General features: G+C 53.8%; 13 protein-coding genes. 4 read left to right on the top strand and 9 right to left on the bottom strand.

Going from position 1 to position 12,382, the window contains the following annotated elements:
• Nucleotides 1–37: 37 nt before the first annotated feature.
• On the bottom strand, nucleotides 38–700 hold the full coding sequence (gene can / locus GY169_RS19355; RefSeq protein WP_065356543.1) for a carbonate dehydratase: 663 nt from the start codon (nucleotides 698–700) through the stop codon (nucleotides 38–40).
• A gap of 101 nt (nucleotides 701–801) precedes the next feature.
• Between can and GY169_RS19350 the strand changes: the two genes are divergently transcribed.
• From GY169_RS19350 to GY169_RS19335, 4 genes are all read left to right on the top strand, one after another.
• Nucleotides 802–1,728 (top strand): ABC transporter ATP-binding protein, encoded by a 927-nt coding sequence (locus GY169_RS19350; RefSeq protein ID WP_163448031.1) that lies wholly within the window; start codon nucleotides 802–804, stop codon nucleotides 1,726–1,728.
• Nucleotides 1,725–2,495 (top strand): ABC transporter permease, encoded by a 771-nt coding sequence (locus GY169_RS19345; protein WP_167576752.1) that lies wholly within the window; start codon nucleotides 1,725–1,727, stop codon nucleotides 2,493–2,495. The genes GY169_RS19350 and GY169_RS19345 overlap by 4 nt, the downstream gene beginning before the upstream one ends.
• A 111-nt stretch (nucleotides 2,496–2,606) precedes the next feature.
• Nucleotides 2,607–3,047 carry a PTS sugar transporter subunit IIA gene (locus GY169_RS19340; RefSeq protein ID WP_163448029.1) on the top strand — a complete coding sequence of 147 codons (441 nt, stop codon included), beginning with the start codon at nucleotides 2,607–2,609 and terminating at the stop codon, nucleotides 3,045–3,047.
• Nucleotides 3,048–3,110: 63 nt separating this feature from the next.
• Nucleotides 3,111–4,340 (top strand): polysaccharide deacetylase family protein, encoded by a 1,230-nt coding sequence (locus GY169_RS19335; RefSeq protein WP_167576750.1) that lies wholly within the window; start codon nucleotides 3,111–3,113, stop codon nucleotides 4,338–4,340.
• A gap of 35 nt (nucleotides 4,341–4,375) precedes the next feature.
• Here the strand turns inward: GY169_RS19335 and panD are convergent, their stop codons facing one another.
• From panD to GY169_RS19295, 8 genes are all read right to left on the bottom strand, one after another.
• Entirely contained in the window at nucleotides 4,376–4,756 is a 381-nt protein-coding gene (panD, locus tag GY169_RS19330; RefSeq protein ID WP_035891933.1) for an aspartate 1-decarboxylase, read from the bottom strand.
• Between the two features lie 184 nt (nucleotides 4,757–4,940).
• Nucleotides 4,941–5,789: a pantoate--beta-alanine ligase gene (gene panC, locus GY169_RS19325; protein ID WP_167576748.1), complete on the bottom strand. Its 849-nt coding sequence runs from the start codon at nucleotides 5,787–5,789 to the stop codon at nucleotides 4,941–4,943.
• Between the two features lie 11 nt (nucleotides 5,790–5,800).
• Complete coding sequence (gene panB, locus GY169_RS19320; protein ID WP_167576746.1) at nucleotides 5,801–6,595, bottom strand: 3-methyl-2-oxobutanoate hydroxymethyltransferase; 795 nt, start codon at nucleotides 6,593–6,595, stop codon at nucleotides 5,801–5,803.
• Nucleotides 6,596–6,718: 123 nt separating this feature from the next.
• Complete coding sequence (locus GY169_RS19315) at nucleotides 6,719–7,984, bottom strand: fimbrial protein (protein ID WP_167576744.1); 1,266 nt, start codon at nucleotides 7,982–7,984, stop codon at nucleotides 6,719–6,721.
• A 15-nt stretch (nucleotides 7,985–7,999) separates the two neighbouring features.
• Nucleotides 8,000–8,575, bottom strand: a complete 576-nt coding sequence (locus GY169_RS19310; RefSeq protein ID WP_167576742.1) for a fimbrial-like protein — start codon at nucleotides 8,573–8,575, stop codon at nucleotides 8,000–8,002.
• 4 nt (nucleotides 8,576–8,579) lie between these two features.
• A complete protein-coding gene (locus tag GY169_RS19305; protein WP_167576740.1) occupies nucleotides 8,580–9,164 on the bottom strand; it encodes a fimbrial protein in 585 nt (194 codons plus the stop codon).
• A gap of 14 nt (nucleotides 9,165–9,178) precedes the next feature.
• The gene (locus GY169_RS19300) at nucleotides 9,179–9,748 is read right to left on the bottom strand and encodes a fimbrial protein (protein WP_167576738.1); all 570 of its coding nucleotides are present in this window, start codon (nucleotides 9,746–9,748) and stop codon (nucleotides 9,179–9,181) included.
• 15 nt (nucleotides 9,749–9,763) lie between these two features.
• The gene (locus tag GY169_RS19295) at nucleotides 9,764–12,361 is read right to left on the bottom strand and encodes an outer membrane usher protein (protein WP_167576736.1); all 2,598 of its coding nucleotides are present in this window, start codon (nucleotides 12,359–12,361) and stop codon (nucleotides 9,764–9,766) included.
• Nucleotides 12,362–12,382: the final 21 nt, after the last annotated feature.

The following is a 12,382-nucleotide window of genomic DNA, read 5'->3' as shown; positions in this document are numbered from 1 at the left end:
CGGGTAAGGCGTTAGCCGCCACCCGGCAATCCCTGCGCTACTTATGATTGATATGCTTTAGCTTGAGGTTGGAAATCCCGTGGCGGTAACGCTGCTCCAGGGTTTCGCGGCTGGTGGCGGTCACATCGAGATCGCGCAGCAGGCCGTCATGAATACCGTAGGCCCAACCGTGAATCATCACTTTCTGGCCGCGCTTCCACGCAGACTGCATGATGGTGGAGTGCCCCAGGTTATACACCTGTTCCATCACGTTCAGCTCACATAACGTATCCAGACGACGTTCCTGCGGCATCTCGCCCAGCAATGAACTATGTTTGAACCAGATATCGCGGATATGCAGCAGCCAGTTGTCGATTAAGCCCAGCTCCGGGTTCTCTACCGCCGCCTGTACCCCGCCGCAACCGTAGTGGCCGCAGATAATTATGTGTTCAACTTCCAGTACATCAACGGCATACTGCACCACGGAAAGGCAGTTGAGGTCAGTGTGGATAACCAGGTTTGCCACGTTACGGTGAACAAACAGTTCGCCAGGCTCAAGACCGGTGAGACGTTCGGCGGGAACGCGGCTGTCGGAACAGCCGATCCATAGAAAGCGCGGTTTTTGCGCTTGCGACAGTTTCTCAAAAAAACCGGGATCCTCTTCTATCAGCATCTTTGACCATAGTGCATTGTTGCTGATGAGTGTATCTATGTCGTTCATGGAAGCGGTAACCCAGTAATTTTCGTTGGGTTAATATAGGGCAAGTCCTGATTTATTAAAACCCAATATCAAGTATCGGAATGTAAGGTAAGCGAAAATCTATGACCATTGCACTGGAATTAGAGCAACTGACGAAGACCTATCCGGGCGGTGTGCAAGCGCTGCGTGGGATCGATCTGAAAGTGGAAGCCGGAGATTTTTACGCGCTGTTGGGGCCGAACGGCGCGGGTAAATCCACCACTATCGGCATCATCAGCTCGCTGGTGAATAAAACCTCCGGGCGTGTCAGCGTCTTTGGCTACGACCTGCAAAAAGACGTGGTCAACGCCAAGCGTCAGCTCGGGCTGGTGCCGCAGGAGTTCAACTTCAACCCGTTTGAAACCGTGCAGCAAATTGTGGTGAATCAGGCTGGTTATTACGGAGTTGAGCGTAAAGAAGCGGTTATTCGCAGCGAAAAATACCTGAAGCAGCTCGATCTGTGGGAAAAACGCAACGAACGCGCGCGAATGCTCTCCGGCGGTATGAAGCGCCGTCTGATGATCGCGCGTGCGCTGATGCATGAGCCGAAGCTGCTGATCCTCGATGAGCCGACCGCGGGCGTGGATATCGAACTGCGTCGTTCCATGTGGGGATTCCTCAAGGATCTCAACGATAAAGGCACCACCATTATTCTCACCACTCACTATCTGGAAGAAGCCGAAATGCTGTGCCGCAATATCGGCATTATTCAGCGCGGCGAGCTGGTGGAAAACACCTCGATGAAGGCGCTGCTTTCCAAGCTGAAATCGGAAACCTTTATTCTCGATCTGGCGCCGAAAAGCCCGCTGCCGAAGCTTGAAGGTTATCAGTACAACCTGGTCGATACCTCAACGCTGGAAGTGGAAGTACTGCGCGAGCAGGGGATTAACAGCGTCTTCAGCCAACTGAGCGCCCAGGGCATTCAGGTGCTGAGTATGCGTAACAAAGCGAACCGTCTGGAAGAGCTGTTTGTTTCGCTGGTTCATGAAAAACAAGGAGATCGCGCATGATGCAGCTTTATTGGGTCGCGCTGAAAAGTATCTGGGCGAAAGAGATCCATCGCTTTATGCGTATCTGGGTGCAGACGCTGGTGCCGCCGGTTATCACCATGACGCTGTACTTTATTATCTTCGGTAACCTGATCGGTTCACGTATTGGTGAAATGCACGGCTTTACCTACATGCAGTTTATCGTGCCGGGCTTGATTATGATGGCGGTTATTACCAACGCCTATGCCAACGTGGCGTCGTCGTTCTTCAGCGCTAAGTTCCAGCGCAATATCGAAGAACTGCTGGTTGCGCCGGTGCCGACGCACGTGATCATCGCCGGTTTTGTCGGCGGTGGGGTCGCTCGTGGTCTGTGTGTGGGCATCCTGGTGACGGCGGTTTCGCTGTTCTTCGTGCCGTTCCAGGTGCACTCCTGGGTCTTTGTGGCTCTGACGTTGATCCTGACGGCGATTCTGTTCTCGCTGGCCGGTTTGCTGAACGCGGTGTTTGCGAAAACTTTTGATGATATCAGCCTGATCCCGACCTTCGTGCTGACGCCGCTGACCTATCTCGGCGGCGTGTTCTACTCGCTGACGCTGCTGCCGCCGTTCTGGCAGGGGCTGTCGCACCTGAACCCGATCGTCTACATGATCAGCGGCTTCCGCTACGGCTTCCTCGGTATTAACGATGTGCCGCTGGCCACCACCTTTGGCGTGCTGGTGGTGTTTATCATCGCCTTCTACATGCTGTGCTGGTATCTCATTCAGCGCGGGCGCGGTCTGCGCAGCTGATTGTGCGTAATTTCCCGGCAGACAGCGTCTGCCGGGAAGTATTCTTTGACAGTCATCACCCCTCTTTATCAATCACTCCGCTAAACTACTTGCCTGCTAAGGAGGCAAGCTATGTTAGGTTGGGTGATTTCCTGCCATGACGATCGCGCACAGGAACTGCTGGATCGTCTGGAAAAAAAGTTCGGGCCGCTACCGCAATGCCGGGCGGTAAATTACTGGCGTGGATTAAGCGCCAATATGCTGAGCCGGATGATGTGTGATGCGCTGCATCAAACCGACTCCGGCGACGGCGTCATTTTTCTGACCGACAATGCCGGGTCCGCGCCTTATCGCGTTGCTTCGCTGATGAGCCATAAGCACAGCGGCTGTGAGGTGATCGCGGGGATTCAGTATTCATTGATTGAGAGAATGGTTTCTCTGAGGGATACGCTCAGCAGTAGCGACTTCCGCAACCGTATTGTTGAGCTGGGAACGCCCGGTGTGACGAGCCTGTGGCACCAACAGCAAAAAAATCCGCCATTTATACTGCTCCATGATTTGTATAAGCCTTAAACATTGGTATTGATCGCACTTTTGTTACAATAGCGAAGTCGGTTCCCGCTTCGGTTATTGCTCATGGCTATACGCTCGGTTGTTTTTCTTCTGCTCTTCCTCGCTGGTGGCGTGAGCGCCGCTTTGCCTGCCCGTTATATGCAAACCACTGAGGACGCGACGGTCTGGGCACGCATTGGCAATAAAACCCAGACGGTCGGTAATCTGCGCGCCGGGCAGATTATTGCCATTGAGCCGGGCGCCGAAGATTACTACACATTTAGCTTTGGCTTCGGGAAAGGATTTATTGACAAAGGCCACCTTGAGCCCGTGCAGGGGCGGCAGCGCGTGGAGGATGGGCTAGGAGATCTGAACAAGCCGCTCAGTAATCAGAATGTGATCACCTGGAAAGATACACCGGTATATAACGCGCCGGATGTGGGGAGCGCGCCGTTCGGTACCCTGGCAGAGAACCTGCGCTATCCGGTGGTCAATAAACTCAAAGATCGGCTGAATCAGACCTGGTACCAGATCCGTATCGGTGAACGCCTGGCCTATATCAGCGCGCTTGATGCGCAGGTTGATAACGGTATTCCGGTCATCACCTATCACCATATTCTGCGCGATGAAGAGAACACCCGCTTTCGTCACACCTCGACCACCACCTCGGTACGCGCCTTTAGTAACCAGATGACCTGGCTGCGCGATATGGGCTATACCACGCTGACGATGTATCAGCTGGATGACTATGTGCATAACCGCGCAAATCTGCCGGGGCGCGCGGTGGTTATTACCTTTGACGATGGTCTGAAGTCGGTGAGCCGCTATGCCTACCCGATACTCAAGCTGTACGGCTTTAAGGCCACCGCGTTTATCATCTCATCGCGCATTAAGCGCCACCCACAGAAGTGGGTGCCGAAGTCGCTACAGTTTATGAGTGTTTCCGAGCTGGAGGAGATTAAGGACGTCTTTGATTTCCAGTCGCACACGCATTTTCTGCATCGTGTCGACGGTTATCGACGGCCCATACTGCTCAGCCGCAGCTACCACAATATTCTGTTTGATTTTGAACGTTCACGCCGGGCTCTGGCACAGTTTAACCCGTACGTGTTGTTCCTTTCATACCCGTTTGGCGGGTATAACGCGACGGCGGTGAAGGCGGCGAAAGATGCCGGTTTTCAGCTGGCGGTGACGACGGTGAAAGGGAAGGTGAAGCCGGGGGATAACCCGATGTTGCTTAAAAGGCTGTATATTCTGCGGACGGATTCGCTGGAGACTATGTCGCGGCTAATCAGTAACCAACCGCAGGGATAAGCTGGCGCCCCGCGTGAGCGGCGCGCCAGAGAGGATCAGGCAACCTGAACAGGAATCGCTTTGGCGGTGCGCTTCATCTCGTTGTCGCCTTCGAAATAGGCCACGTTCGGACGCCAGGTACGCGCTTCTTCGTCGCTCATGGTCACGAAGCTGGCGATGATGACGATGTCGCCGACGTCAGCGTTGTGCGCCGCCGCACCGTTGACGGAGATAATTTTAGAGCCGCGTTCCGCCGCAATGGCATAGGTGGAGAAGCGCTTGCCGTTGTTCACGTTCCAGATATCAATGGCTTCGTTTTCCAGGATACCGGCTGCGTCGAGGAAGTCCTGGTCAATGGCGCAGGAACCTTCGTAGTGCAGGTCTGCATGCGTCACTTTAACGCGGTGAAGTTTGCCCTGCAGCATAGTGCGAATCATAGCGTCTACCTTTAATTCTTAACGGATACAAAGCAGTCTTCTGACTGCCTTGAGAAATTTCGCAGGCAGTATTGCCCGATTTCTGACGGGTGTCCATATGCGATTAAGCCTGCTTACGATTTTGCGTAGGCCGGATGGCGACGTAACGCCTTATCCGGCCTACCTGGCGATTATCACGCCGACGTTACAGCTCTACGCTCTGATTATCAATCAGACGCGCCTGGCCCAGCCACGCCGCCATCAGGATCACCGCGCGTTTGCTGTTCTCGGTGAGATCGAGCAGGGTATCGGCGTCGCGAATCTGAATATCATCGGCGCGGAAGCCTTTCTCGTTCAGTTCCTGCTCGGCGATAGCAATGATCTCTGGCAGCTCACGTTCGCCCGCTTTGAGCTTCTCGGCTACACGACTCATGACTTTGTACAGACCCGGGGCGATTTTACGCTGCTCTGCCGTCAGGTAGCCGTTGCGTGAGCTTAATGCCAGGCCATCTTTAGCACGGATAATCGGCACGCCGACGATCTCGATATCGTAGCCCAGGTCGGCGACCATTTTGCGAATCAGCGCCAGTTGCTGGAAGTCTTTCTCGCCAAAGCAGGCGATGTCAGGCTGGATAAGGTTAAACAGCTTGCTGACTATGGTCGAGACGCCGCGGAAGTGGCCTGGACGACTGGCGCCTTCCAGCATGGTGGAAAGGCCGGGAACGTCAACATAGGTTTGGCCTTCCAGTCCCTGCGGATAGATTTCTTTCTCCGACGGGGCGAAAACAAAATCAACCTTACGCTTGTTTAGCTTCTCGCAGTCTTCCTGTAACGTGCGCGGATAGCGCGCCAGATCTTCCGGGCGGTCAAACTGCATCGGGTTGACGAAGATGCTGACAACAACCACATCCGCGCGCGTTTTCGCTTCTTCAACCAGCGTCATATGGCCGTCGTGCAGGTTGCCCATGGTGGGAACCAGTGCGACACGCTTGCCTTCCTGACGTAGACGACGGATATGCTGGCGCAGCAGCGGCAGGGTTTCAATAATCAACACACCTTGACTCCTTAATGGAAACTGTGTTCTTCGCCCGGATAAACGCCGGACTCCACTTCAGCAATATACTGCCGCACTGCGGCGCGCATGTCGCCCGCCGTGCTAAGGAAATTTTTGGCGAATTTCGGAATATGGCCGCCGGTGATGCCAAACGCGTCGTGCATCACCAGAATTTGTCCATCGGTGACGTTACCCGCGCCAATACCAATCACCGGAATCGACAGCGCTTCGGTGACGCGTTTTGCCAGCTCAACCGGCACGCACTCCAGCACCAGCAGCTGTGCCCCTGCCGCTTCCAGCGCCAGCGCGTCGTCCAGCAGCACCTGGCCTGCGTCGCCGCGCCCCTGTACCTTGTAGCCGCCAAAAATATTGACCGACTGCGGCGTCAGCCCCAGATGGCCGCAGACCGGTACGGCGCGGTCGGTTAGCATTTTCACGGTATCCACCAGCCATGCGCCGCCTTCGATTTTGACCATGTTGGCACCGGCGCGCATCACCGTAGCAGAGTGCTCAAACGCCAGTTCCGGCGTGGCGTAAGCCATAAACGGCAGATCGGACAGCAGCAGGCAGTTCGGCGCGCCACGGCGTACCGCGCGGGTGTGGTAGGCGATGTCTTCAACGGTCACCGGCAGGGTGGAGTCGTGCCCCTGGACGGTCATGCCCAGCGAATCACCGACCAGCATCACGTTGATGCCTTCATCGGCGAACAGTTTGGCAAAGCTATAGTCGTAGGCGGTAATCGTCGCGAAGCGCTTTTTTTCCTGTTTGCATTTCTGCAGCAGGGCGATAGTAGTGGGTTTGCTCATAACCTCTCCGGCCATCATAAAAACAAATAGATTGGCCGCATTGTAGGGGAAGAGGAGGGAGAGTGTTAGCCCTTTATGGGCAAATCCCGGCGGCGAGAGACACCAGGATTTGCCGTTCAAAGGTCAAGGGTAGGTGATAGAAAATACGCCGGTGGCGTAAAATTTGCCGGACAGTATTTTCGCACTGCTGTCGCGTTTTAGCGTTGCGTTGAATTTCAGGCTTTGGGTGGTAGTGACAATAGTCCCCCCGGTACCGCCGATGCCGGATGAAGTATCGGTCTCCTCTTCATAGTCCTGATAAACGGAAGTGTCGTCGTTCGGAATCAGCACCATTTCATCACTGACGCTATTAGCCAGCCCTTTAATTTGCAGCCCCACGCCATCGGCTTTTCCTGATATCAGGGTATTTCCCAATAATGTGGGATCTTTGCCGGTGGTTCCGGCGGTCAGTTTAACGGCGATATTGCGTACCCGACTGCAGCCGCTGAGCTCAATACTAAACGGAACCGGTTTTGCGCCATTGATAATATCGTTTGGGCTGAAAGCTCCCATTGATACTGTTGTTCCGCTAGAGTTATCACCGCCCAGAACAGCTGCCGAACAGGTTGGTAGCGAAATCTTAAAGTTACTGGTCGAAATGGTATAGGTATCATGATAAGAAATAATGCCCGGCCCCGGATTTGGGTTGTAGATGCGGTAGGAATACCCGCCGTTGTTTAACAGCGAAATCGTTTCTGCGCCCTTAGGGTCAAATGTGGCGTCATTATAAAAGGTAATTGTTGCCCCACCGGTAAAACCGCCAATCGGTTTATAACCCATCCCTGTTTTCTGGTCAGCGCAGCCGCTACCACCACTCTTATCGTGTTCAATGAGTGATACGGGGGCTGAATAATCTCCAACGTATAATGGGTTGGGGGTAAAGCTTATATTCCAGGAACCCATATTGGCTATACTGTAGGTGAAATAGAGCCCCTGGATATTTGTCTTCAGTAATTTATGTCCGCCATAGACCAAACCTGAATCCTGAAAATTATTTTCCAGTACAAGATCTGCGCCTGTCGCTCCCTCGTTGGTGGTACAATAAATTGTGCCGTTGTTTGAGCCGCTGTTGGATGAGTTAGTTACCCATGTAGAGACGTTGCTCGGCTGTAACGTGCTGGACTTGTAGAAAATAACCGTTTGGTTTCCGGTGAGTGATATCGTGGTATTGGTAATGCCTTCTCCGGTTGGCCCTTGGCGATCATAGCTACCCGTATGTGCGTTGTTTCCGACAATATAGGTGGCAGGGCCATCGGCAAGAGCATGAGGTATATAGCTCACGACTGAAGATAGAGTCAGAATCAGTGTGCGCTTAATCCATTTCGGCGAGGTGCTGGAAAAAATACTCATCGGCTATCCTTTGAATTATTCATAATAGACAGAAACCAGCACGCTGGATTTGATTTTTCCCCCGGTAACGGAGCGGGAAGCCACCACCTTTTGCATCCGGGCATAAAACGTATATTTTGCGTTGGTGTAATCAGCTTGGGTGACGTTATAAACGCTGCGCGGCGTGCCGTCGGTGTTCAGCACGTTAAAGATATTTTGCTCGTCGTGAGTGGAGAAAATCACCACCCCCACGTTATCTGGCCCGGTTTTGTCTTCGTTAGCAAATATTTGCCCGGAATAGGGGGAGAAACTGCCTGACAGCGGCGCAAACTGGAAAGTGATTTGCGTTGGCGTTTTGCCGCCCACGGAAGCGCAGTTATTCACCTCAATATAGAACGTTCTGCCGCCGGCCAGAAAATCTTCCGGTGTTTCATTGTTGGCAAAATAGTCCTGACTTACGGTACCGAGATCGACCGTGCCATTATTATCGAGACTAATCTGGCAGCTTGGGTTAATGATATTGGCCTTAATCTCCATGCTGGTATCGGCCGCGCAGAGCAACGGTATGGCGCATAACGCCGGAGCAAGCAACGAAAGTAAGCGTTTCATCATGGTGTTACTCATACTCGACGGTAAAAACGGTTTGGGTTGAAAACGCGCCAGGCTGAAGGTCGACGATGCTTTTCCCTGTCTCAAAGACGATACGGGTGCTGAGTGGCCAGGAAACGGTTTGATCATCTATCGCCCCGCTGACATCAACGGTAGATTTGGGTTTGGTATTGCAGTTGAGCTGGGTGCTGCCCGCGCCCGCTGGCGTGGCGGTGGTCCAGACTTCCGCCGCCACGCCGGTGGCGGCGTCGGTGCCGCTCAGGCTATTTTTAAAGCCCGCGCCGTTGCCCGCGGTTCCGCCGCAGCCGCTCTGCCCGCTGAGCGTCACCAGCGCCTGTGATTTTATCAGCCCTTCACAGGCGCTAAAGACGAGTGAAAAGCGCTTTACGTTGGTTTTTTTGACGATTTCCGGCACGTACACGTCGCCAATATCAATCACCGTGGCCGGACGGTTATTGCTATCGTATAGCTGCGTCGTGCAGGTACTGGGGGTTATCGTCGTTTTTACGGTGAGCTGCGTGGTGCCTGCTGCAAGGAGGTGACCGCTCAACGTGAGCAGCAGCGCCAGACACAGTGAGAAAATACGCGGCATCGTGAACGTCCTTGTTATTGATAGGTAAAGGAGAAGGTGGCGTTAGCCTGAAATACCCCCGCAACGGGAGGAGCCGTGGTCAGGCGACGGAATGAAACGGAGAGATCCATTCCGTTGGTTATTTGATCGCTGGTCCATGTGACGCTCTGAGCGCCATTGAGCTTGATGCGTTGGCCGTCGGTACCGCCTTTTGGTTTAATTGCCATCGAGACGTTTTCGGCGTAGCCGCTGATGCTGGTATCGTTATCGATAAAGTAGATGTTTCCGGGGTTAACGTTGCCGCTAATGGTCATCACGATGCTGACGATTTCGTTATTACACTCGGCGGGCATAAGTTTGAAACTGCCTTCCGTATTCGCAGTCTGGTTGATGATATCCAGCACGGTCATTTGAGGAACATTCAGCGTGTAGCCGTCGGCTACGCTGCCGCTTGCCGTCGCGCTTCCCAGCGCTGTTATCGTCATGGCGCAGGTGGTTTCTTCCACCGTGGCGTCAAAGTTGACCGACAGGTTTTGCGCGTGCAGTTCACCGGCCAGAAGGAGCAGCGTGACCAATGAAACCGGGATGTAAGAAGGCGCTCTCATTATCTCCTCCTGAGATTATTCTATTTGACAAACGGCGGCGTTGACGATGGGCATCTGCCCTTTGTCTGCGTCAGTTTGCGGTAGTTGATAATGTGCCTTACAGCTCTGCGGCTGATTTTTCACCGTCCAGCGCACCACTATATCCCCTTCATCCTCCACGCCGCGTACAAACGCCTGACCGCCCTGACCAACGGCGCCCAGCGATATACCCTTGGTATCAAAGATGCTGGCGGCGAAAGGCAGCGGCTGGCCGTCGCTGCGCGTGAGGTTAAAGATTGCCGAACGACGCTGGTCAGTTTCAAAGGTGCTGAAAATCACCGCGCCCTGGCGGGGAACAACGGTGGTACTGGTGCTCTTCATTTCGACATCGTTATCCAGCTCGCTGATGTCCAGCGAGACGGTGTTTTCGCGGTAAGGCGTCAGTGAGCTGAAGACCCCATAGCCAAAGCGGTCGACGGTGTTGCTGCCATAGCCAATTCGTGCCCCTTGCGCTCCTGGCGCGTTCACCACCAGCAGCGTATCGTTTTCGTTGAAGCCGTCGCCGGAGAAGGTTAATCCGCCACGGTGCAAGACGAAGCCGCCATCGGTGCTCAGCGAGTACTGACGGGACTGGTCGTTGCTGGCCGAGGCGGAACCGGAATAGGTGCCCCATGGCGACTCATACGAAGCATAGGTGCCGACGGTGGAGAGGTTCTGATCGCCATTCACCCGGTTGTAGCCCGCGTTCACGCTGTAGTTCCAGCGATTATCTTTGCTGTTGCCGTTCACCGTCGTGTTGTACTGATCGTTGCCTTTCAGATCGCTGTTCACCGAGCTGCTCAGCGAGTTGAAACCGCCGCTGCCCGACTCTTTACCAAACAGTTTGTCGAGAGGGACGTTCAGCGTCAGGTAGATAGCGTCGTCTTCCTCGCCTTCCTCATCGTAAGAACGTTGAATGCCAACGCTGTAGCTTGCCCACTTAAAGCTGTTGCTGTAGCCGAATGAAAAGCTGCTCTGGCTATCATTGGTGACCCAGTAGCGGCTCCATGTCCCGGTCAGGTAAAAGGAACCATAGTCATTTTTACCGTCGCGTAATGACTGGTTCATACTCAAATTGACCTGATCTTTCAGTCGGCTATAGCTATTCATGTTCTGGTATTCATCGTGCGTCATATGCTTCGCGCTATCGATTAGCTCCATCGCATCAGTCAGGCTGAGGTAGTTTTTGGTGGTATAGCGATAAGCCGCGATGTTCAGCGAGGTGTTGGTTGGCGCGAAGAATTTATTCCACGAGATACGGTAACTCTGGCCGGTATAGGTTTTTATATTGGGTATGGTGGTTTGCGAATGCGTCACATCGAGGGAGAAAGCCCCCAGGACGGTGTTCATACCCACGCCAAGCAGACCGGCATAGTAGTCGTTATCGGTGATCTGAAAACCGGTATAGCCGGTAAAGGTGTTATTGAAGCCGTAATAAAAGGTGCCCTGCGCCAGCATTGGCGCTTCGACCAGATCGTCTTGCTGAATTTCACCGAGGCTCATATCCCAACTGCCGACGCCTGGGTGCATCATTTGCACCAGCGAGGAATAGGGCTGGGTAAAGGTTCGTTTAGAGCCGTCGGCTTCTTCAATGGTGACCACCAGATCGGCGCCGTAGCCGCCGGGAGTAAAATCGGTCAGCTCAAACGGCCCCGGTGGGACAGTGGTTTCGTAAATTTTATAGTTGTTTTGCGTGATAGTGACTTTCGCGTTGCTTCTGGCAACGCCATGCACGCTGGGGGAGTAGCTGGCCAGGACTGGCGGCAGCATTAACGTTTCGCTGTATAAGCGAACGCCGCGCACGCTCACTGAGTCGAAGGTATTGCCGGAAGTCCCTTGTTCGCCCACGGCAAATTGCGAACGCAGCGCCGGAATATCATGTTGCACGTAGCTGTGCTGCAGATCGAAAGACCCGCCTTCATCGTTGCGCCAGGAGTAGTTGCCCTGTGAGCGCAGATGCCAGCCCCCGAGGTTGATCCCCGCGTTCAGGCCGGAGTAGAAGCTATCGTCGGAGTCATCGGCATATTCATTGTGCCAGGCGTTGGCGTTATACGAGAACATCGCTGCGTTAACGCCATCTTCCCAGAAGGAGGGGTCGATATAGTTGCTATAGATCTTCTCTTCCCACGCCTGGGGAACTGAAATATTCAGTAGCTGATCGTTGACGTTATACTCGATTGACGACTGCGGTATCAGTTTGGCCAGGTCCAGGCAGTTTTCTATATCACTGTCGCGCTTTTGCAGAATGCCTTCGTTGCCTTTGTATTCCGGCTGGCGAATATGCAGGCGCATCAGCATGGATGGTGTAATACAGGCTCTGGCGCTGCGTTTATCCCCCATATCAATAAACGTCAGTTGCATATTGCCCGCGGTTTGATTGTTTACACTGACACCCACATCATAGGTGCCGGGAAGCGTCGCGTTACCGTTAGCATAACGATCCAGGTCGATACCGTTTGCGGAAGTGCCCATCAGGAATGTCCGATCGAACTCCAGGTTTTCTTCGGACCGGGCGTAATGGCTGGAGGTCAATATGCAGCAGGCGATAGCCCAGGCAAGCCGGGTTATCTGGCATTTTTTTGATACGCGTGACATAGCTTTCCCACAGTAAAGAAA

Source organism: Kluyvera genomosp. 3 (assembly GCF_011765685.1).
In the GTDB taxonomy this organism is placed as follows: domain Bacteria; phylum Pseudomonadota; class Gammaproteobacteria; order Enterobacterales; family Enterobacteriaceae; genus Kluyvera; species Kluyvera georgiana_A.
This window is presented reverse-complemented; position numbering and strand designations above follow the sequence as displayed.

Bases quoted from the DNA above. Each gene is read 5' to 3' on its own strand.
- panB (WP_167576746.1), bottom strand. From the start codon at position 6,595: ATGAGCAAACCCACTACTATCGCCCTGCTGCAGAAATGCAAACAGGAA.
- GY169_RS19295 (WP_167576736.1), bottom strand. From the start codon at position 12,361: ATGTCACGCGTATCAAAAAAATGCCAGATAACCCGGCTTGCCTGGGCT.
- can (WP_065356543.1), bottom strand. From the start codon at position 700: ATGAACGACATAGATACACTCATCAGCAACAATGCACTATGGTCAAAG.
- GY169_RS19305 (WP_167576740.1), bottom strand. From the start codon at position 9,164: ATGCCGCGTATTTTCTCACTGTGTCTGGCGCTGCTGCTCACGTTGAGC.
- GY169_RS19300 (WP_167576738.1), bottom strand. From the start codon at position 9,748: ATGAGAGCGCCTTCTTACATCCCGGTTTCATTGGTCACGCTGCTCCTT.
- GY169_RS19350 (WP_163448031.1), top strand. From the start codon at position 802: ATGACCATTGCACTGGAATTAGAGCAACTGACGAAGACCTATCCGGGC.
- GY169_RS19335 (WP_167576750.1), top strand. From the start codon at position 3,111: ATGGCTATACGCTCGGTTGTTTTTCTTCTGCTCTTCCTCGCTGGTGGC.
- GY169_RS19340 (WP_163448029.1), top strand. From the start codon at position 2,607: ATGTTAGGTTGGGTGATTTCCTGCCATGACGATCGCGCACAGGAACTG.
- GY169_RS19345 (WP_167576752.1), top strand. From the start codon at position 1,725: ATGATGCAGCTTTATTGGGTCGCGCTGAAAAGTATCTGGGCGAAAGAG.
- panD (WP_035891933.1), bottom strand. From the start codon at position 4,756: ATGATTCGCACTATGCTGCAGGGCAAACTTCACCGCGTTAAAGTGACG.
- GY169_RS19315 (WP_167576744.1), bottom strand. From the start codon at position 7,984: ATGAGTATTTTTTCCAGCACCTCGCCGAAATGGATTAAGCGCACACTG.
- GY169_RS19310 (WP_167576742.1), bottom strand. From the start codon at position 8,575: ATGATGAAACGCTTACTTTCGTTGCTTGCTCCGGCGTTATGCGCCATA.